The sequence below is a fragment of the Micromonospora kangleipakensis genome, from assembly GCF_004217615.1.
GTDB classification, from domain to species: domain Bacteria; phylum Actinomycetota; class Actinomycetes; order Mycobacteriales; family Micromonosporaceae; genus Micromonospora; species Micromonospora kangleipakensis.
In genome coordinates this window covers 4,545,118-4,562,874 of sequence record NZ_SHLD01000001.1, presented here as the reverse complement: position 1 = coordinate 4,562,874, position 17,757 = coordinate 4,545,118, and the positions used below count along the sequence as shown (strand labels likewise).

Annotated in this window: 21 protein-coding genes; 11 read left to right on the top strand and 10 right to left on the bottom strand. The window is 74.3% G+C overall.

Annotated elements, in window-relative coordinates; all coding sequences use genetic code 11:
• Complete coding sequence (locus EV384_RS21915) at window positions 1–438, top strand: cupin domain-containing protein (protein WP_242624201.1); 438 nt, start codon at window positions 1–3, stop codon at window positions 436–438.
• On the opposite strand, the gene EV384_RS21910 is transcribed toward EV384_RS21915, so the two are convergent.
• Entirely contained in the window at window positions 392–1,627 is a 1,236-nt protein-coding gene (locus EV384_RS21910) for an MFS transporter (RefSeq protein ID WP_130336137.1), read from the bottom strand. The two genes, EV384_RS21915 and EV384_RS21910, sit on opposite strands and share 47 nt — an antisense overlap.
• A gap of 68 nt (window positions 1,628–1,695) precedes the next feature.
• Here EV384_RS21910 and EV384_RS21905 point away from each other — a divergent pair, with 68 nt between their 5' ends.
• From EV384_RS21905 to EV384_RS21895, 3 genes are all read left to right on the top strand, one after another.
• On the top strand, window positions 1,696–2,187 hold the full coding sequence (locus EV384_RS21905) for a MarR family winged helix-turn-helix transcriptional regulator (RefSeq protein WP_207232401.1): 492 nt from the start codon (window positions 1,696–1,698) through the stop codon (window positions 2,185–2,187).
• A 71-nt stretch (window positions 2,188–2,258) separates the two neighbouring features.
• Window positions 2,259–2,765 carry a GNAT family N-acetyltransferase gene (locus tag EV384_RS21900; RefSeq protein WP_242624200.1) on the top strand — a complete coding sequence of 169 codons (507 nt, stop codon included), beginning with the start codon at window positions 2,259–2,261 and terminating at the stop codon, window positions 2,763–2,765.
• Window positions 2,766–2,839: 74 nt separating this feature from the next.
• Window positions 2,840–3,265 (top strand): Hsp20/alpha crystallin family protein, encoded by a 426-nt coding sequence (locus EV384_RS21895; protein WP_130340730.1) that lies wholly within the window; start codon window positions 2,840–2,842, stop codon window positions 3,263–3,265.
• On the opposite strand, the gene EV384_RS21890 is transcribed toward EV384_RS21895, so the two are convergent.
• Window positions 3,255–4,289: a helix-turn-helix transcriptional regulator gene (locus EV384_RS21890; protein WP_130336135.1), complete on the bottom strand. Its 1,035-nt coding sequence runs from the start codon at window positions 4,287–4,289 to the stop codon at window positions 3,255–3,257. The genes EV384_RS21895 and EV384_RS21890 overlap by 11 nt on opposite strands.
• Before the next feature lie 156 nt (window positions 4,290–4,445).
• Between EV384_RS21890 and EV384_RS21885 the strand changes: the two genes are divergently transcribed.
• Entirely contained in the window at window positions 4,446–5,444 is a 999-nt protein-coding gene (locus EV384_RS21885; protein WP_130336133.1) for a tyrosine-type recombinase/integrase, read from the top strand.
• A gap of 123 nt (window positions 5,445–5,567) precedes the next feature.
• Window positions 5,568–6,413: an LLM class flavin-dependent oxidoreductase gene (locus tag EV384_RS21880; RefSeq protein ID WP_130336131.1), complete on the top strand. Its 846-nt coding sequence runs from the start codon at window positions 5,568–5,570 to the stop codon at window positions 6,411–6,413.
• Window positions 6,414–6,494: 81 nt separating this feature from the next.
• On the opposite strand, the gene yczE is transcribed toward EV384_RS21880, so the two are convergent.
• Entirely contained in the window at window positions 6,495–7,142 is a 648-nt protein-coding gene (yczE, locus tag EV384_RS21875; RefSeq protein ID WP_130336129.1) for a membrane protein YczE, read from the bottom strand.
• 199 nt (window positions 7,143–7,341) lie between these two features.
• Here yczE and yczR point away from each other — a divergent pair, with 199 nt between their 5' ends.
• Window positions 7,342–8,829, top strand: coding sequence for a MocR-like transcription factor YczR (gene yczR / locus EV384_RS21870; protein WP_207232400.1), 1,488 nt, complete (start codon window positions 7,342–7,344; stop codon window positions 8,827–8,829).
• Between the two features lie 29 nt (window positions 8,830–8,858).
• Here yczR and EV384_RS21865 read toward each other — a convergent pair whose 3' ends face one another.
• A complete protein-coding gene (locus EV384_RS21865; RefSeq protein WP_242624199.1) occupies window positions 8,859–9,263 on the bottom strand; it encodes a winged helix-turn-helix transcriptional regulator in 405 nt (134 codons plus the stop codon).
• Window positions 9,264–9,356: 93 nt separating this feature from the next.
• On the opposite strand from EV384_RS21865, the gene EV384_RS21860 reads away from it, so the two are divergent.
• Window positions 9,357–10,184, top strand: coding sequence for an NAD(P)H-binding protein (locus EV384_RS21860; protein ID WP_130336127.1), 828 nt, complete (start codon window positions 9,357–9,359; stop codon window positions 10,182–10,184).
• A 53-nt stretch (window positions 10,185–10,237) separates the two neighbouring features.
• Here the strand turns inward: EV384_RS21860 and EV384_RS21855 are convergent, their stop codons facing one another.
• Together EV384_RS21855 and EV384_RS21850 are read right to left on the bottom strand one after the other, a co-directional pair.
• Window positions 10,238–10,609, bottom strand: coding sequence for a VOC family protein (locus EV384_RS21855; protein ID WP_130336125.1), 372 nt, complete (start codon window positions 10,607–10,609; stop codon window positions 10,238–10,240).
• 56 nt (window positions 10,610–10,665) lie between these two features.
• Window positions 10,666–12,372: an acyl-CoA dehydrogenase family protein gene (locus tag EV384_RS21850; protein WP_130336123.1), complete on the bottom strand. Its 1,707-nt coding sequence runs from the start codon at window positions 12,370–12,372 to the stop codon at window positions 10,666–10,668.
• Between the two features lie 107 nt (window positions 12,373–12,479).
• Between EV384_RS21850 and EV384_RS21845 the strand changes: the two genes are divergently transcribed.
• Window positions 12,480–12,938 (top strand): Rv0361 family membrane protein, encoded by a 459-nt coding sequence (locus EV384_RS21845; RefSeq protein WP_130336121.1) that lies wholly within the window; start codon window positions 12,480–12,482, stop codon window positions 12,936–12,938.
• A 2-nt stretch (window positions 12,939–12,940) separates the two neighbouring features.
• Here the strand turns inward: EV384_RS21845 and EV384_RS21840 are convergent, their stop codons facing one another.
• The 3 genes from EV384_RS21840 to EV384_RS21830 are packed head-to-tail and all read right to left on the bottom strand — an operon-like array spanning window position 12,941 to window position 15,886.
• Window positions 12,941–13,654 carry a thymidine kinase gene (locus EV384_RS21840; RefSeq protein WP_130336119.1) on the bottom strand — a complete coding sequence of 238 codons (714 nt, stop codon included), beginning with the start codon at window positions 13,652–13,654 and terminating at the stop codon, window positions 12,941–12,943.
• Window positions 13,655–13,707: 53 nt separating this feature from the next.
• A complete protein-coding gene (locus EV384_RS21835; RefSeq protein WP_130336116.1) occupies window positions 13,708–15,099 on the bottom strand; it encodes an MFS transporter in 1,392 nt (463 codons plus the stop codon).
• A gap of 19 nt (window positions 15,100–15,118) precedes the next feature.
• Window positions 15,119–15,886 (bottom strand): glycerophosphodiester phosphodiesterase family protein, encoded by a 768-nt coding sequence (locus tag EV384_RS21830; RefSeq protein ID WP_130336114.1) that lies wholly within the window; start codon window positions 15,884–15,886, stop codon window positions 15,119–15,121.
• Between the two features lie 126 nt (window positions 15,887–16,012).
• On the opposite strand from EV384_RS21830, the gene EV384_RS21825 reads away from it, so the two are divergent.
• Together EV384_RS21825 and EV384_RS21820 are read left to right on the top strand one after the other, a co-directional pair.
• Window positions 16,013–16,468: a helix-turn-helix domain-containing protein gene (locus tag EV384_RS21825; RefSeq protein WP_242624198.1), complete on the top strand. Its 456-nt coding sequence runs from the start codon at window positions 16,013–16,015 to the stop codon at window positions 16,466–16,468.
• Window positions 16,461–16,841 (top strand): DUF4180 domain-containing protein, encoded by a 381-nt coding sequence (locus EV384_RS21820; protein ID WP_130336112.1) that lies wholly within the window; start codon window positions 16,461–16,463, stop codon window positions 16,839–16,841. The genes EV384_RS21825 and EV384_RS21820 overlap by 8 nt, the downstream gene beginning before the upstream one ends.
• Here EV384_RS21820 and EV384_RS21815 read toward each other — a convergent pair whose 3' ends face one another.
• Window positions 16,842–17,687 (bottom strand): SDR family NAD(P)-dependent oxidoreductase, encoded by an 846-nt coding sequence (locus EV384_RS21815; protein ID WP_130336110.1) that lies wholly within the window; start codon window positions 17,685–17,687, stop codon window positions 16,842–16,844.
• Window positions 17,688–17,757: the final 70 nt, after the last annotated feature.

Here is a 17,757-nt window from a genome sequence, read left to right as displayed (position 1 = left end):
ATGAGAGATGAGCCGATCGAGCTGGCCGCCGCCCTGGCGGGCTTCGACCAGCTGTGGAGCCCGCGCATCGTCACGAAGGTCAACGACTACGACGTTCGGATCGCCAAGGTGGCCGGCGAGCATGTCTGGCACACCCACGACCACACCGACGAGTTCTTCCTGGTGCTCGACGGGGAGCTGCGCATCGCGCTGCGCGACGGGGCGGACGAGCGGGAGGTGGTGCTGCCGCCCGGCGCGGTGTTCGTGGTGCCGCGCGGGGTCGAGCACAGGCCGTCCAGCGCGCGGGGCGCGTCGATCCTGATGTTCGAGCCCCGGCACGTCCAGTGTCGGGGACCGGCACGAGCCGGTCCCCGACCACGTGGACGCCACCACCGGGCACGCCCTCTGACGGTCAGCGCCCCGCCGGGACCTGCTCCGCCGGGACCGGCGGGGCGCTGACCGGCCAGCCCAGCCGGCGTACCGCGGGGACGGCGGCGGTGCCGGCGCAGGCGAGGGCGACCAGCGCCCCGGCGACGGCGAGCGGCACCGGCGCGCCCCAGGCCCGGGACGCCAGCGGGGCGAGGGCGTAGCCGAGCGGCATGGCGCCGAGCGACACCAGCCAGTCGTACGAGGTGACCCGGGCCAGCACCTGCGCCGGGAACTGGCCTTGCACCACGGTCTCCCAGACCGGGTTGAGGAAGCCCAGCGCGGTCAGCGCGAGGCAGTAGGCGGCGATGACCGCGCCGGCGGGCGCGGCGACGGCCAGCAGGAGCAGCGGCGCCGCGTAGGTGGCGAGGCCGAGGTTGGCCACCAGCACCGGTCGGCGGGGTCGGGCCCGGGCGGCCAGCAGCGATCCGGCGAGCATGCCGACGGCGCCGGCCTGCTGGAGCAGCACCCAGACGCCTTCCCCGCCAAGGCGCTGCACCGCGACCACCGGCCCCAGGGTGAGCAGCACCGCGGCGGCGCCGTTCCAGACGCCGTGGGCGAGCAGGCTGCTCCAGAACCAGTCGCGGGAGCGGACTTCCCGCCAGCCGAGCGCGAGGTCGGTCCGGATGGAGCGGCGGGGTACGGGGACGTGGCGGACCCGGATGACCGACAGCAGCAGGGCGCTGAGGGCGAAGGAGAGGGCGTCCAGCACGAACGCCCAGCCGGGGCCGGCGGTCCAGATCAGCAACCCGGCCAGGGCGGGGCCGAGCAGTCGGCTGGCGTTGGCGGTGACGCCCATCAGCGCGTTGGCGCGTTGCCGGCCGTCGGGCTCGACGGTGCCGGCGACCAGCGGTGAGGCGGTGGGCATGGCGAAGGCGGAGGCGACGCCGCCGAGCGCGGCGGCCACCGCGATGTGGGTGAGCGACGGGGTGCCGCCGAGCAGTTCGGCGCCGACGACCAGTTGGGCGGCGCAGCGCGCCAGGTCGGTGCCGATGGCGACGCGGCGGGCGTTGAACCGGTCGGCCACCACGCCGCCGAGGGGCAGCAGGAGCAGCCGGGGGAGCATCGCGCAGCCCAGGACGAGGGCCAGCGCGGTGGTGGAGCCGGTGGCGCGGAGCACGGCGAGGGCCAGCGCGGTGGGCACGACCGCGTCGCCGACGGCGGAGACGGTGCGGCCGAGGAAGAGCAGCCGGAAGGAGCGGAGCCGGAGTGGATGGGTCACCTCCGCAAGTTACTTCGACATCGAATATTTCGTCAACGAATATTTCGGTGTCGACGTATGCTGGCGCGGTGACCGACCGCGTAGACCTGCACGTGCGGCGCTGGCTGCCCGTGCTGCCCGACCTGGACCCGGACGTCGAGGGTGCGGTCACCCGGATGCAGTTCCTCACCCGGCACCTGCGCGCCGTCAAGGACCAGGCGCTGGCGGACCTCGACCTGCAGGAGAAGGAGTTCGGCACCCTGCACGCCCTGGCCGGGCGCGGCGGCCGGGCCGCGCCGTCGGAGATCGCCGCCGACCTCGGCATGGCCCCCGCCTCGATCACCGCCCGGGTGGACGGGCTGCTGCGGCGGGACTTCGTCCGCCGGATCCCCTCCGCCGTCGACCGGCGCCGGGTCGACGTGGAGCTCACCGACGCCGGCCGGGCCGCCTGGCTGCGCGCGATGGACGTCGTGGGCGGCGAGGAGCACCGGCTGCTCGGCGCGCTGGCGCCGGACGAGCGCCGGCTGCTGTCGGACCTGCTGCGCCGCGTCCTCATGGTCGCCGAGGGGCCTGTCGGCTGACCGCCAGCCGCCGACCCCGACCATGGTGGCCGGGACGGAAAAGCCGTTGACCGTCCGGCGACGATCGGGCGGTGACAACCTGGACGACGAGTCTCACCCATCCCGACGAGCCCGACGCGATCTTCCTGCTGCGCGAGTACCTGACGGAGCTGGTCCGCCGCTACCACGGGCGCCCCGACCTGCCCGGCGAGGTGGATGCGGCCCTGGCCGAGTCGCCGAGCGACCATCTGGCGCCGCCGACCGGGCTGCTCCTGCTCGCCCGCCACGACGGGGAGCTGGCCGGCTGCGCGGGCCTGCGGTGGCGGCCCGGCTGGGCCGAGCTGACCCGGGTGTACGTGCGGACGTCCTTCCGCGGGCGCGGCGGCGGGGCCGCCCCGCTGGCCGCGGTCGAGCAGCGGGCCCGCGCCGCGGGTGCGGATCGGATCCGGCTGGACACCCGGTCCGACCTGGTCGAGGCCCGTGCCCTCTACGCGCCGCAACTACGCGGAGATCCCCGCCTACAACGACGACAGGTACGCCGAGCACTGGTTCGAGAAGGCGCTCCGGCCGGAGTTGACGACGCCGACCCGACGCGCTAAATAAGAAACCGAGGACTTGAGTCGCGATGACTCAACTTGACACCTTCGGCCAGGAGACCCGAGGAGGCACGACCATGCTGATGCGTACCGACCCGTTCCGTGAGATCGACCGGCTCGCCGAGCAGTTCTTCGGCACCACCGCCCGGCCGGCGGCCATGCACCTCGACGCCTACCGCGACGGCGACTGGTTCTACGCCGCCTTCGACCTGCCCGGCGTCGACCCGGACAGCATCGACTGCACGGTCGAGCGCAACGTGCTGACCGTCCGCGCCGAGCGGCGTCGTCCCGCCGGTGACAACGTCGAACTGGTCGCCGCCGAGCGGCCGATGGGCACCTTCACCCGGCAACTGTTCCTCGGCGACACCCTCGACACCGACAAGCTGGAGGCGGGCTACGAGAACGGGGTGCTGACCCTGCGCATCCCGATCGCGGAGCGCGCCAAGCCGCGGCGGATCAGCATCACCGCGCCGGCGAACGCCCGCAAGCAGATCAACGCCTGACCACCGGGCCGGCGGGGGCGTCCGCGCCGGACGTCCCCGCCGCCTCGGCGGGCAGTGGGTACAGCCCGGCGAGCGCGTGCGCGGTGGCGGTGAACCGCTCCCGCAGCTCCGCCGGGGCGAGCACCTCCACCTCGGCGCCCAGCTTGAGCAGCTCCACGTGCCCGTGCCTGACCGACTCGATCGGCACGGTGGTCTCCAGCCAGCCGGACTCGTCGGGCGCACCGGCGGCGGCCCGGGCGGCCCGGCTCATCTCCGGCGGGGAGACGTACGACATGAACTCCAGCGCGGCCACCGTCATCCGCACCCGGGCCTCGTCGCGGTAGACGCCGCGCTCGTACCGGGCGGTCCACTCCCGCCAGAAGCCGGCCAGGTCGAAGTCGGCCAGCCGGTCGAACCGCTCGTCGAGCACTACCAGGTCGAGGACCGCGCCGACCCGGTAGGTCCGCACCTGCTCGCCGGAGCGGGCCACCAGGTACCAGCGGCCGGCCTTGAGCACCACGCCCAGCGGGGCGAGCACCCGGGTCACCTCCCGCGGGGTCTTCCACCGGCGGTAACGGACCTCGACCAGCCGGTCCTCCCACACCGCGCGGGCCAGCGCGGTCAGGTGCGGGGTGGGCTCCGGGTTCCGGAACCAGCCCGGCGCGTCCAGGTGGAACCGCTGCCGAGCCCGGCCACCCCGGTCGGCCAGTTCGTCGGGGAGCGCGGCGAGCAGCTTCAACTCCGCCGCCGCGAGCACCGGGCCGAGGCCGAGATCGGCCGCCGGACCGGGCATGCCGGCCAGGAAGAGCGCCTCGGCCTCCGGCGCGGTCAACCCGGTCAACCGGGTCCGGTACCCCTCCAGCAGCCGGTACCCGCCGGCCGGACCGCGGTCGGCGTACACCGGCACCCCGGCGGCGCTGAGCGACTCGACGTCCCGGTAGACGGTCCGCACCGACACTTCCAGGGCGCCGGCGAGTTCCTGGGCGGTCATCCGCCCCCGGGTCTGCAGGAGCAGCAGCAGGGAGACCAGCCGGCTGGCACGCACCGGCCGACCGTAACGCCGGCCCCGCGCGGCGTCGACGCCGGGAGGCGGAATCGCTCGCCGACGGCCGGCTATCGGAGGGGATGGTGTGACCTTTGTCGGATTCTCGTCGGGCGCGCCTCGTCGCCATTCGCCGTGAAGGCTGAGAGCCTTTCTCACATGCTTCGCCCCGACACCCCGGTGCTGGCCCGCGCGTCGGCCCGGCCGGCCCTGCCGGGCGGGCCGACCGACTTCACCGAGGCCTGGCTGCGCAACCGGCGGCTGTCGGAGCACACCCGTGACGCGTACCGGCGGGACATCGCCGGCTGGCTGGCCTGGTGCGCCGGGCGGGGCCTGGACCCGCTGCGGGCGAGCTTCCTCGACGTCAACGATTACGGTCGGGCGCTGGAGGCCACGCTCGGGGTCCGCAGTGGCCGGCCGCTCACCCCGGCCACCGTGGCGCGCCGGCTCTCCGCCCTGTCCAGCTGGTACGACTTCCTGGTCAAGCTGCGCGCCGTCGACGCCAACCCGGTCTCCGGGGCGGACCGGCCGCGGATCGACCGGGACCACTCCGCCACGGTCGGCCTCACCCCGGAGGAGGTCGACGCCCTGCTCGCCGCCGCCGAGGCGGACGGCGGCCCGACCGCCGCGCGCAACCGCGCCGCGATCGCCCTCCTGGCCGACCTGGGGCTCCGGGTCGGCGAGCTGATCTCGCTCGACCTGACCGACCTGGGTGCCGAGCGGGGGCACCGCAGCGTGCGCTTCGTCGGCAAGGGCGGCAAGGTCCGCCGCCGCGCGCTGACTCCCGGGACCGCGTACGCGGTGGACGCCTACCTGGCCACCCGGGCCGCCGCGGAGGGAGTGACGGTGCCGGAGCTGACCGGCCCGCTGCTGGCCACCGCGACCGGCGGCCGGCTGGATCGGCACTCGGTGTTCCGGCTGGTGCGCCGGCTGGCCCAGGCGGCGGGCATCCCGGCCTGGGCGAAGCTGTCGCCGCACTCGCTGCGGCACGCGTTCGCCACCACCGCCCGGGCGGAGGGGGTGCCGCTGGAGGACGTGCAGGACGCGATGGGTCACGCCGACCCCCGCACCACCCGCCGGTACGACCGGGACCGGCACAACCTCGACCGCGACCCGGCGTACGTCATCTGGGCCGCCCGGGCCCGGCGCCGCGGCTGACTCATCCGGTAAATCCGTTGGCGGAGGGAGCGCGCACTCCGCCATGGTCCGCGACGACTCCGGCAACCTCTACGAGGTCATGTCCCCGGCGTGACCGTCGCACCCGCGGCCTACGGTGCGACGATGAGACACGGACTGGAGATCTGCTGCGGCGGCCCGTCGGTGACGGCATCCCTTCTGGTCGAGCTGGGGGAGCTGGCCGAGCGTGCCGGCTGGGACGGGTTGTTCTTCGAGGACTACCTGATTTACTACGACGGCGATGACCCGCCCACGTACGACCCGTGGCTGCTGCTCACCGCGATCGCCGGGCGCACCGGCCACGTCCGGCTGGGCACCACGGTGACCTCATTGCCGCGCCGACGTCCGGCGAAGCTGGCCCGGGAGGTGCTCACCCTCGACCACCTCTCCGCCGGCCGCGCCACCGTCGCGGTCGGCGTGGGCGACCCGAAGGACCGCGGCGTGGCGGCGTTCGGGGAGCAGACCGACCTGAAGACCCGGGCGGCGATGCTCGACGAGGGCCTTGACCTGCTGGTCGGGCTGCTCGGCGGTGACCGGGTCGCGCACCGGGGCGCCCACTACCGGGCCGACGGGGTGACGATGCGCCCGGCGCCGGTGCAGGCGCCCCGGGTGCCGGTCTGGGTCGGCGGCAGCACCCAGGCGAAGGCGGTGCTGCGGCGCGCCGCCCGCGCCGACGGGATTGTGCCGTACAAGCTGACCGACACCGACGGCTGGTCCGACCTCACCCCGGACGAGGTGCACGACCTGGTGACCGCGCTGCCGGCGACCCGCGCCGACGGGGAGCCGTTCGACGTGGCGATCGGCGGCCGCCGGCGCCGTCCGGACGAGCGCGCCGAGCGGGCGTACGTGGGCGAGCTGGCGGCGGCCGGGGCGACCTGGTGGCTGGAGTTCATCAAAGCCGGTGACCCGGCGGCGATGCGCGCGGCCGTCGCCCGCGGCCCGCTGCGCTGACGCGCCACCCGGCAGGCTCCGCATCGCGGAAGGGGGTGCGGCGGGGCCGGCGCGCGGGAACCGGTTGATCGCCGCCGCTTCTCACGAGCCCTGAGTCGCCTTCTCGGTCGGTGTCGCGTGGCGCACGCGTTCGGCAGTGCTCCGGTAGGCGAACCACGGCATGAAGAACTGGGTGGTCGGGCCGACCGCGAGCGCGTACAGCACGGTGCCCACGCCCACGCCCCCACCGAGCAGCCAGCCTGCGGCGAGCACGGCGATCTCGATCAGGGTGCGGACCAGCCGGATGGAACGGCCGGTCGCGGCGGACGCGCCGGTCATCAGCCCGTCCCGGGGTCCGGGGCCGCAGCGCGCGCCGACGTAGACGGCGACGGACACCCCGTTGAGGAGGACACCTCCGGCGAGCAGACCGACCCGGGCGGGGAGCGCGAGGTGCGGGGGGAGGAGCGCGAGGCCGAGGTCGGATGAGTACGCCAGGACGACGATGTTGGCGACGGTGCCGAACGTCGGCCGCTGCCGGAGGGGGATCCAGAGCAGCAGCACGAGAACTCCCAGGACGGCGCTGATCGTGCCGAAGCTCAGGGAGCTGTGCTGCTCCAGCCCCTGGTACAGGACGCTCCAGGGGTTGACGCCCAGCGAGGCCCGGACCATGAGCGAGAGGCTGAATCCGTACAGGGCGAGGCCGACGAAGAGCTGGGGCAGGCGTCGCAGCGGGCGCTCACCGAGAGGCACGTAGCTGAGCGTGGGCGGGGACGGCCTCGTTCGGGACGTCTCCGCGGTCGCGGTGCGATCCGCGGGCGGGACCTCGCGGTCCGTGATCTCCAGGTGCATGCCCGTTGCCTCCACAGGTTGCTCGTATGCCGTCAAGGCCATTGCGGCAACTCTGTACAGTGATTGGCCCAGATAACATGGCCAATCCCGGGAGAATGGTGTGGCTGACCCGAACCCCCTCCCGCCCGCGGAGCGGACGGGCCGCGCGGACCGCACCCTCGGCAGCCGGCAGCTCGCCGCGATGCTGCCCGGCCTGGTGGGCGCCCGCCCCGCCTACCGCCACCTGGCCCAGGGCATCAGCGAGCTGATCCTGGACGGGCGCATCGCCCTGCACGTCAGACTCCCCGCCGAACGGGAACTCGCCGCCGCCCTGAACACCAGCAGGACCACCATCACCGCCGTGTACGACCTGCTGCGCGAGAGCGGCTACGCGCACAGCCGCCAGGGCTCCGGCACCTGGACGGCCCTGCCCGCGGGTCGCCCTCCGCGCGGCGTCACCCGCCTCCTCGACGCCCAGGAGAGCGCGATCGACCTGGCCCGAGCGGCATCCGGTCTGCCGGAGCAGGCACTCGTCGACGCCCTCGGCCAGGTCACCCCGCAGCTGGCCGAGCACGCGCACACCCCCGGCTACCACCCCTACGGCCTGCCGGAGCTGCGCGCCGCCATCGCCGAGCGGTTCACCGAGCGGGGCCTGACCACCGGGCCCGAACAGATCCTGGTGACCTCCGGCGCCCAGCACGCGTTCACGCTTGTCACGGGGCTGCTGTGCCGCCCCGGCGACCGGGTGATGGTCGAGAATCCGTCGTACCCGAACGCTCTCGAGGCGATGCGCCGCGCTCGGCTGCGCACCGTGTCGGTCCCCGTGACCGATGCCGGCTGGGACATCGAGATCGTCGAGTCGACTCTGCGTCAGGTGGTGCCCCAGCTGGCCTATCTGATCCCCGACTTCCACAACCCGGCCGGCTGCCTCATGCCCGAGCAGGAGCGCGGCCGCGTCCTGCGCGCCGCGCAACGCTCCGGCACCTGGCTGGTCGTCGACGAGACCCTGGCCGACCTCGCCCTCGACGTGCCCGCCCCGCCACCGTTCGCCTCCCACGCCCCGCCCGGTGGCGCCGGCCAGGTCATCACCGTCGGGTCGATGAGCAAGACCCACTGGGGCGGTCTGCGCATCGGCTGGCTGCGCGCCCCCGCGCGGCTGGTCACCGAGCTCGCCGGCCAGCGAGTCGCCACCGACATGGGCGGCTCGGTCCTGGACCAGCTCCTGGCCCTCGCCCTGCTGGCCCGGACCGGGGAGCTGCTGCCGGCCCGTCTGGAACAGCTGCGCCAGCAGCGCGCCGCCCTGGCCGCGGCCCTGGCCGAGCAGATCCCACAGTGGACCTGGCGAGTGCCGCCCGGCGGCCTGTCGCTCTGGGTCGACCTGGGCGAGCCCGTCGCTTCGGCGCTGGCCGAGCGAGCGCTGGAGAACGGGGTGCGGATCGAGGGCGGCGCCTACTTCGCGACCGACCCGGGGATCTTCGAACAACGCCTTCGCATCCCGTACACGACCCCTCCGGACACCCTGCGCGAGGCGATACACCGGATGGCCGCCGCCCTCGCCGGTGGCCTCCCGCTCTCGGCCGCCTCCCGACGACCGCACTGGGTCGCCTAATCGGGGCCCCCTGTCCCGGTCCTCGCCGATCAGCGCCGGGTGCGGGTCCGCTCGCGGGCGTCGTAGTCCTCTCGGGCCCGGTCGACCTGGTCGAGGTTGGCGGTGGACCATTCGGCGAGCGTGGCGAACAGGGGTGCGAGGCTGCGCCCCAGGTCGCTGATCTCGTACTCCACGCGGGGCGGGACCTCGGCGTGGTAGGTGCGCACGACGAGGCCGTCGCGTTCCAGTTGCCGCAGCCGCTGGGTGAGCACCTTCGGGGTGATGGTGACCAGGCGGCGTTCCAGCTCGACGAAGCGCTGCCGGCCGTACTCGTGCAGCGCCCAGAGGATCGGCGTGGTCCAGCGGCTGAACACGATGTCGACCACCGGGGCGATCGGGCAGGCCTGCTCCGGGTCGACGTCCACTCGGGACGCCGGGATGGTGGTGCCGGTCACAATCGCTCCCTCTGCCGTTACTTTCCTCTAGGTACCTACTATAAGCAGGAAGGTAGCGTCCTCTCCGTCCACAACGAACGGGGAGGAGTTGTCATGATCGTGGTGACGGGAGCGACCGGGAACGTGGGGCGGCCGCTGGTGCGGGCGCTGGCGGCGGCCGGTGAGCGGGTGACGGCCGTGTCACGGCAGGTGTCGGCGGCGGACCTGCCACCGCAGGTACGCCCGGCGGCGGCCGACCTGGCCGACCCGGCCGGTCTGAAGGCGGCGCTCGACGGCGCGCAGGCGCTGTTCCTGCTGCTGACCGGTGATCTGCTGACCGGCGGCGCCGACCCGGCCGCCATCCTTGGAGTCGCACGGGACGCCGGCGTACGGCGGGTGGTCCTCCTCTCCTCGCAGGGCGTCGCGACCGGGCGGCACCCCGCCGGCCTGGAGGAGGCGGTGACCGGGTCCGGTCTGGACTGGACGGTGCTGCGCCCCGGCGGGTTCCACTCCAACGCGCTGCAGTGGGCCGGGACGGTCCGGGCGCAGCGGCTGGTCGCCGCGCCCTTCGGCGACGTCGCGTTGCCGACCGTCGACCCGGCCGACATCGCGGCGGTCGCCGCCGTCGCGCTGCGGGAGCCCGGCCACGCCCGTGCGACGTACGAGCTGACCGGGCCGGAGCCGATCTCGCCGCGGCAGCAGGCGGCGGCGATCGGGCAGGCGCTGGGCGAGCCGGTGCGCTTCGCCGAGCAGAGCGCGGCGCAGGCTCGGGCGCAGCTGCTGCGCTTCATGCCCGAGCCCGTCGTCGAGGCCACCCTCGGCATCCTGGGCATGCCCTCGCCGGCCGAGCAGCGGGTGAGCCCCGACGTCGAGCGGGTCCTCGGTCGCCCGGCGCGCCCCTTCGCCGACTGGGCGCTGGGCAGCGTCGACGCCTTCCGCTGACGGGCCGGCCACCGGCTCGTCGGGCGGGTCCCGCCCGACGAGCCGGTGGTGGCTCAGCCCTGCGGGCGGGGGCAGATGCAGAACGGCTGGCCGATCGGGTCGATCAGCACCACCCAGCGCTCGCCGCCGGGCTGGAACTCCGGCTTCGCCGCGCCGGCGGCCACGAACTCCTTCTCCGCCACGGTGAGGTCGTCGACGTAGAGGTCGAGGTGGTAGCGCTTGCCGGCGGTCTCGTCGGGCCAGGCTGGCGGCGTGTAGCCGGGCACCAGCCCGAACCCGACGGAGACCCCGTCCTTGCTGATCATGGCGTATTCGGTCTGGCTGTGGGTGATCTCCCAGCCCAGGACGCGGGAGTAGAACCCGGCGTGGGCGACCGGGTCCGAGCTGTCGAGGTTGACCATGGCGAGGTCGGCGGTCACTGTCATGCAGGCCAGTCTGCCGCCGGTACCTGACACCTTGTGGCAGGTACGTCAGTCGGGTTTCAGCAGAGCAGTTCCAGCTGCCGGTGCGCGTCGGCGGCGATGTCCTCGTGCCGCAGCCAGCGCCGCGCCCACAGCCGGGCGGCCGCCTCGGCCTGCTCGTCGCCCCACGCCGCGTGCTCCACCAGCAGCGCGGTGGTCAGCGCGTACGCCATCCGCAACGCCAGCCCGCGCGCGCCAGCCACCACGTCGTCCCCGGTCGGGTCGGCGGTGACCTCGGCGAGACCGTCGCGCAGCTCGTCGGTGGCGGCTGCGAGGATGTCGGCGAGCGCGGGGGAGAGCGGGCGGGCCAGGTCGACCGCGGCGGTCAGCCGGCGCAGCAGCGGCCCACCGGCGTCCTCGCGGGTCACCGCGCGCAGCACGTCCAGGGCGAGCACGTTGGTGGTGCCCTCCCAGATCGGCAGCACCTGGGCGTCGCGCAGCAGCCGGGGCACCCCGGTGTCCTCGACGTACCCGGCGCCGCCGAAGGCCTCGACGTATTCGCTGGCGGAGGAGACGGCGAGCCGGCCGGTGGCCAGCTTGGCCAGCGGCGCCACCACCCGCAGCTCGGCGGCGGCCTCCGGGTCGGCGCCCACCTCCACCCGGCCCAGCAGCGCGAAGGCGTGCCCGGCCAGGACGAACGCGCCGGCCGCGTCGACCGCGAGGGTGCCGAGGGTGCCCCGGTGCAGGGGCGAGTCGGCGAGCCGGCCGCCGGCGACCTGCCGCGCCTGCGCGTACGCCCGGGCGTAGGCCAGGCCGCGGCGCATGCCGGAGGCGGCGGCGGAGGCGTTGTGCACCCGGGTCACCACGACCAGGGTCATCGCCCGCACCAGCCCGGGCACGGCCGGGTCACCCAGCGGCAGCGCGTACGCGTCGTGCAGCCCGATCTCGGCGGTGGGCAGGGCCCGGGTGCCGAGCTTGTCCTTGAGCCGGCGCACGGTGACCCCGGGGGCGGGAGCGTCCGGCGCGACGGTCGCCCCGGTCAGGGGCGAGTCGGCGGCGTACCGGGGCACCAGGAACGGCGTGAGCACCCGGCTGCCCCGGCCCGCGCCATCCGGCCGGGCCAGGGCCACCGCCATCGGCGCGTCGGCGGCGGAGCAGAACCACTTCTCCCCGGTCAGCCGCCAGGAGCCGTCGGCGGCGGGCCGGCCGAGGGTGCTGGAGCGGGACAGGTCGGAGCCGCCCTGCGACTCGGTCATCCACTGGCCGCTGACGATCGCGGTGTCCGGGTCGGTGGAGATCAGCCGGGGCAGCCAGGCGTCGCGGACCTCGACGTCGACCTCGGGGAGGCTGAGCAGCGCGGCGGCGCCGTCGGCCATCGCGACCGGGCAGGAGAAGGTGGCCGACTCCGGGGCGTACAGGTGCAGCAGGGCGTGCTGGACGACCCGGGCGGCGGCCCCCCAGGTGCCGCGCGCGGACTCCAGGTAGGGCAGCGCGACGACCGCGTGCCGGGCGGCGGCGGCCCGCTGGGCCTGCCAGCCGGCGGAGGTGTCGATCCGGTCGACGCGGGCACCCCACGGGTCATAGCGGACCAGGGTCGGCGGCTGCGCCTCGGCGTCGGCGTGCGCGGCGCGCAGCGGCCCGGCGACCTCGGCGGCCAGGTCGGCCAGCCGGCCCTTGGCGGCCGCGTGCCCGGCCGGGCCGAGCTGCCGCTCCAGCCAGGACCGCAGCAGCGGATCCCCGGTGTACGGGTCGTCGGCGGTGGGCACCGGCTGCACGTAACGGGTCATCCGTGGCTCCTTCGAGGGTGTGCGCCGACGGTAGACGATGCGGTGGCGCGGGCGACAGGGGCCGGAGTTCCTGCGCTCGGGTCGGCCGGTTCTCTACCGTCGAGGTGATGGGCGGAAAGCAGGAATGGAGCAGGCCGGCCCGGCCACGCCGGCCGGTGCGCACGGGCCTGCTGCTGGGCGGCCTCGGGGTGGGCCTGTGCCTAGTCGGGGTGGCGGGGCTGGCCCTGTGGAATGTGCAGCTGGTGATGCAGGCCAACGGCCCGGTGCGGGAGACCGCCGACGGGTTCTTCCACGAGGTGTCCGCCGGGGACACCGACCAGGCGTACGAGCGGCTGTGCAAGGACACCCGCAGCCGGTGGAGCGAGGTCGGCTTCGGCAGCTGGGTCCGCACCCCGCCGCAGGTCAGTGGCTACGAGATCACCGACGTGTCGATCTCCACGCTGCGCGGCCGCCCGCGCGCCACGGTGGCGGTGCGGGTGACCCGCGACGGCGGGGCCAGCGAGGAGCGCAAACTCCCCGTGATCCAGGAGAACGGAAAGTGGCGGGTCTGCGGGGACCCGTTCTGACCTCAGCTGCGGGGGCCGAGTTCGCCGGAGCGGTAGTGGCGGCGGCAGAGCACCTGGTAGCGCACGTCGGCGCTGTCCATGGTGTCGCCGATGACGACCTGCGCGCCCTCGCGGACCACCCGCCCGTCGACCACCCGGGCGTTGAGCAGTCCTTCCCGGCCGCACCAGCAGAGCACCTCGACCTGGATGCGGGCCACCTCGTCGGCGAGTTCGAACAGCCGCTGCGCGGCCGGGAACAGGCAGGAGCGGAAGTCGGTGGCCAGGCCGAAGGCGTACACGTCGACGTCGTAGTTGTCGACCAGCTCGGCCATCTGCTCGACGTGCTCCAGGTTGTAGAAGGAGGCCTCGTCGCAGATGAGGTAGTCCACCCGTAGCCCCTCGGCCCAGGCGTCGCGGACCAGGTCGCGGAGGTCCAGGGAGTCGGTGACCTCGATGGCGGAGTGGGCCAGCCCGATGCGGGTGGTGACCTGCGGGCCGAGCGAGCGGTCGATGCGGGTGGTGACCAGTCCGCGGCGGCCCTGGCGGGCGTGGTTGTAGTTCATCTGCAGGGCCATGGTGGACTTGCCGCAGTCCATCGGCCCCCAGAAGAACTTCAGCGCGGCGGCGTGCAGCGGCCGGCCGTCGAGGCCGCGGGCGGCGGCGCAGCCGGTGCGGGTGTCGTCCGGGCCGGGGAGGGGTCGGGCCAGGCAGATCGGGGCGGCGGCGTCGTCGGTCACGTCGGGGCAGCCTAGCCCATCGACGCGCGGCGATCAGGACGGTGCGGCGCGCGCTACAGCACCCGGGGCGGGGTGTTGCCCGCGGCGACGATGGCCCGGCGGATCGGCACGGCAGCCAGCAGCGCGAACCCGACCACGAAGAAGATCAGCAGTGAGACCAGGCCCACCCGGTAGGAGGCGGTGAGCTGGAACACCAGGCCGAAGGCGAGCGGCCCGAGCCAGCTGGTGCCCTTGTCGCTGATCTCGTAGAAGCCGTAGTACTCGCCCTCCTTCCCGGCGGGGATGAGCTGGCTGAACAGCGACCGGCTCAGCGCCTGGCTGCCGCCGAGGACCAGGCCGATCGCGCCGCCGAGGACCATGAACGGCAGCGGCGCCTCGGCGGGCAGCCGGAACGCGGCGATGATCACACCGGTCCAGAGCACCAGGCTGATCAGCACGGTCTTCCACGCGCCGATGCGCCCGGCGAGCGCGCCGAGCGCCAGCGCACCGCCGAAGGCGAGGAACTGCACCAGCAGGATCGTCGTGATCAGCGTGCTCTGCCCCAGCCGCAGCTCCTTGGTGCCGTACTGGCTGGCCAGAGTGATGACGGTCTGGATGCCGTCGTTGTAGACCAGGAAGGCGAGCAGGAAGAACAGCGTCAGCGGGTACGCCTTGATATTCCGCAGGGTGTGGCCGAGCTGCCGGAACCCGTCGGTGAGGACGTTGCCGCCGCCGACCCGGGCTGCCGCGGCGGCGGCGGGATGTTCGCGCAGCCAGCGCAGCGGCACCAGAGTGAACGCCGCCCACCACACGCCCGCGGACACGATCGACCAGCGGGCCAGGTCGAGGGTGCGCTGCGGGTTGCCCTCCTCGCTGAGCACGGTGATCGCGACCAGGTTCAGCGCGAGCAGCAGGCCGCCACCGAGGTAGCCGATGGCCCAGCCGCGGCTGGAGATGGCGTCGCGTTCGTCAGGGCCGCCGAGCTGCGGCAGGAACGAGTTGTAGACGACCACGGCCGCGCCGAAGGAGATGTTCGCGACCAGGAACAGCGCCCCGCCGAGCAGGTACCGGTCGCCGGTCACGAACGCCATCGCGATGGTCGCGCCGGCGCCGGTGAACGCGGCGGTGGCCAGCAGCCGCTTCTTGTGCATCGACCGGTCGGCGATCGCGCCCATCACCGGCAGCACGAAGACGGTGAGGAAGACCGACAGCGAGATCAGGTACGGGTAGTAGGAGCCGGCGGCGACCCGGATGCCGAGTGGATGCACGTACCCCTCGCAGCTGTCCGCGCCCAGTTCGCAGCCGGCCGCCAGCTCGGTGACCGTGGTCAGGAACGGGCCGAGGAAGACCGTGATGACGGTGGTCTGGAAGGCCGAGTTGGCCCAGTCGTAGAGGTACCAGCCGCGCCGCTCGCGGCGGGTGCTCGACGGGGGCTCGTGCAGGGTCGGGCTGACCGTCTCGGCCATCGGTTCCTCCGCCAGGGGTTCAGGCGGCCCAGTGGCCGCGGCTGCGGTAGACGTCGCGCAGCACGCCGACGTGATCGGTCATGATGCCATCCACCCCGAGATCAAGTAAGTCGTGCATCTCGGCAGGTTCGTCGATCGTCCAGACGTGCACCTGCAGCCCGATCCGGTGGCAGTACGCCAGGAACCGCCGGTCCACCACCGGGATGCGTCCGTAGCGGACCGGGACCTGGGCGGCGACCACGGACGGCGGCAGCCGCAGCGACCGCCCGTGCAGGGAGGCCATCCGCAGCCGGGCCACCCCGCGCATGCCGAGGCTGGTGGCGACCTTCGGCCCGGCCAGGGTGCGCAGTCGGGTCAGCCGGGTGTCGCTGAAGGAGGCGAGCAGCACCCGTTCGCCGGCGCCCGTGCGGGTGACGGTGGCGACGGTGGGTTCGACGCCGCCGTCGGCCTTGACGTCGATGTTGAAGCGGACCTCCGGCCAGGCACCGAGGACCTCGTCGAGGCGGGGGACCACGGCCGCGCCGCCGACGCGTACCGAGGCGAGGTCGGCCCAGCGCAGGTCGGCGATGCGCCCCGGCTCGCCGGTAACCCGGCGCAGGGTGGCGTCGTGGAAGACCACCGCCAGCCCGTCGGCGGTGGCGTGCACGTCGGTCTCGACGTACCGGTACCCAAGGGCGATGGCGCGGGCGAACGCGGCGGCGGTGTTCTCGTCGCCGTCGGCCGCGCCGCCCCGGTGGGCGAACGCCAGCGGCGCGGGGGCGTCGAGGTAGCCGGAGCGGGGCTGCACGCCCGGCAGTATGACCGCCCCGGATGGCGCCCGGGTGACCGGCCGGCGAGCGCCGCGCGCCGGAATCGGCACGGGCGGGACAACAGGCTTCCCTATCGTTCCCTATCCTGCCTAGAATCGTACCCAATGAGTGAGGATATGTACTCGGTTGAGCAGGTGGCCGACCGGCTCGGCTTGCACCCGCGCACCGTGCGCGGCTACATCCGCGCCGGCCGGCTCAGGGCGGTGCGGATCGGCAAGCAGTACCGGATCGCCCGCGCCGACCTCGACGCGCTGACCGGCCGGCCGCCGTCGGCCCGGCCCACCGCGCTTTCCGCGGTGGAGGTGTCGAGCATCGTGCAGGTCGACGGCGTCGACCGGGCGGCGGCCGACCGGCTGGGCACCCTCGTCCTGGCCGCGGTGAACACCGTCCACGACCCCGCGCACCCGCTGCGCGTCCAGACCGTCCACGACGAGGAGCGCCAGCGCATGAAGATCGTCATCCTGGGTGGCGCCGCTGCCACCGCCGACGTGCTGCACCTGCTCGACGCCGTCCTCGACGGCGACAACGGCCTGCTCGCCGGGGAGGCCGAGGATGCCTGACGTGGTGCAGCAGCGGATGGGCGTGCCGGTGCTGGTGTGCGACCCGGCCGGCCCGCCGGTGGCCACCGTGGGTGACGCGCTGGACCTGATCGGCGCGGCCTTCCTCGGCGCCGAGGTGGTGGCCGTGCCGGCGAGCCGGCTGGACGAGGGCTTCTTCTCCCTGGGCACCCGCTTCGCCGGGGAGATCATGCAGAAGTTCGTCAACTACCGGCTGCGCCTGGCCGTGGTCGGTGACATCTCCCGGCACCTCGCGCCCAGCGCGGCCCTGCGCGCCCTGGTCCACGAGTCGAACCGTGCCGAGCACGTGTGGTTCGTCGCCGACCTCGACGCGCTCGACGCCCGGCTGGCCGGGGCGCCGCCGCACCCCCGTTGATCAGACCAGCCAGCCGGCGGTGATCGTGGCGACCGCGCGGCCGTCGAGGTCGGCGAGCTTCGCCCCGACGAACTGCCGGGCCGTGGTGGAGGTCTGCACCCGCGGCGCCGGCTCCGGGTCGGTCAGGGTCGCGACCACCGCCGCGGCGGCGTCCGCCGGGGACTGGGCGGCGGCCGCGAAAGCGCCGGCGGTGCGGTCCAGGTACGCCCGCAGCGCGGGCGCGTACACCCCGGCCTGCGCAACGGCGGCGTCCCGATCGACGCCGACGTTGGCGACGAACTCGCTGGCCACCGCGCCGGGCTCGACGACGGTGACGGTGACCCCGACGGTCGCGGCGACCGGGGCGAGGGCCTCCATGAACCCCTCGACCGCGAACTTCGCCGCGCAGTACCCTTCGTTGAACGGCTGCCCGACCACCCCGCCGACGCTGGTGACCGTGACCAGCCGGCCCCGACTGGCCCGCAGGTGCGGCAGCGCGGCCCGGCTGACGTGCAGGACGCCGAAGAAGTTGACTTCCATGACGGCCCGTACGTCGTCGACGGTCTCCTGCTCCAGGGTGCCCACGTGCCCGGCGCCGGCGTTGTTGACCACCGCGTCGAGGCGCCCGTGCTCGGCGATCACCGCAGCCACGCAGGCGCTCACCGAGGCCGGGTCGACGACGTCGAGCCGGCGTACCTCGACCAGGTCGGCGACCCCAACGGCGTCGGCCGCGCGGCGCAGCGCGTCGGAGCGCGACACGTCGCGCATGGTGGCCACGGCCCGCCAGCCGGCCCGGGCCGCGCCCACGGCGATCGCCAGGCCGATGCCGCTGGACGTGCCGGTGATCAGCGCGGTCGGTGCGCTCATGGCTGCCTCCTGCGCGGGACGCGGTGTCCCGGCCCGAAGAGTCTCACCGTTCGCGCGCGCTGGCAGGCAA